General features: G+C 63.0%; 2 protein-coding genes. Both read right to left on the bottom strand.

What is annotated here, in order from left to right:
- A partial coding sequence (locus EN750_RS36465) for a TPM domain-containing protein (protein WP_189526754.1) occupies positions 1–270 on the bottom strand: 270 nt, incomplete at its 3' end.
- 258 nt (positions 271–528) lie between these two features.
- Positions 529–933: LemA family protein (locus EN750_RS36455; protein ID WP_145968292.1), on the bottom strand; the 405-nt coding region annotated here is incomplete at its 5' end.

Below are 933 nucleotides of genomic sequence, written 5' to 3'. Positions count from 1 at the left end.
CTCGATCTCCTCGCCCTCGAGGCTCGGGATCGTCGCCACGACGATCTGGTCGGAGCCTTTTGTCTCGAAATCGGCAAGCTTCCGTGTCAGCGCCGCCTTGGTCGCGGCATCGATGATGCCGGCATTGTCGACGACACGGCCGGTGAGCGCGGGGAGATCGGCGGCGAGGGCGGTGAAGGGGAGGAAGAGGAGGCTTAGAAGAGCGAAAAGGAACCCTAGGCTTGCATTCCGGGGCGCACCCCTCTGCCCTGCCGGGCATCTCCCCCTCAAGTGGGGAGATTGGCCGTCATCTCCGCTTTCGCCAATTTTCAACGTCGCAAGATCGGCGTCAGCGCCGAAGCTGCCAATCTCCCCCCTTGAGGGGGGTGAGGACTGATCCGCGTAGCGGACGGGAAGCCAATTGCTTGGCTTTCCGAACGACGAACGCCCGAAGCGGCAGCGAAGGGCCGGTTCCGGTAGGACAGAGGGGGGTGTTTGCACGCCAGCAGCCCGTCATTTCGCGGGATTTATTCCGATAACAGTCGACGTTCACCCGCCCTGCTTCGTGCCGAAATCGACCTTCGGCGGCTGCATCTTGTCTTCGGCGACAGTGAAATTGGCAAAGGGCTCATTGCCGCGGAACCAGAAGGTCGCCCACAGCACCGAGGGGAAGGTCCTCAGCGTCAGATTGTAGTCCCTGACCGCCTGGATGTAGTCGCGCCGCGACACCGCGATGCGGTTCTCGGTGCCTTCGAGCTGGGCTTGCAGCGCCAGGAAATTCTGATTGGCCTTGAGGTCGGGATAGGCCTCCGAGACCGCGATCAGCCGCGACAGCGCGCTGGTCAGCCCGGCCTGGGCATCCTGAAACTTCTTGAGGGCTTCGGGATCCTTCAGCGTTTCCGGTGTTACCGTGATCTGCGTTGCCTTGGCGCGTGCCTCGACCACCGCGTCGAG

The organism is Mesorhizobium sp. M7A.F.Ca.ET.027.03.2.1 (genome assembly GCF_003999175.1).
In the GTDB taxonomy this organism is placed as follows: domain Bacteria; phylum Pseudomonadota; class Alphaproteobacteria; order Rhizobiales; family Rhizobiaceae; genus Mesorhizobium.
The sequence above is the reverse complement of the archived record's forward strand: the minus strand, read 5'-3'. Positions and strand labels throughout refer to the sequence as shown.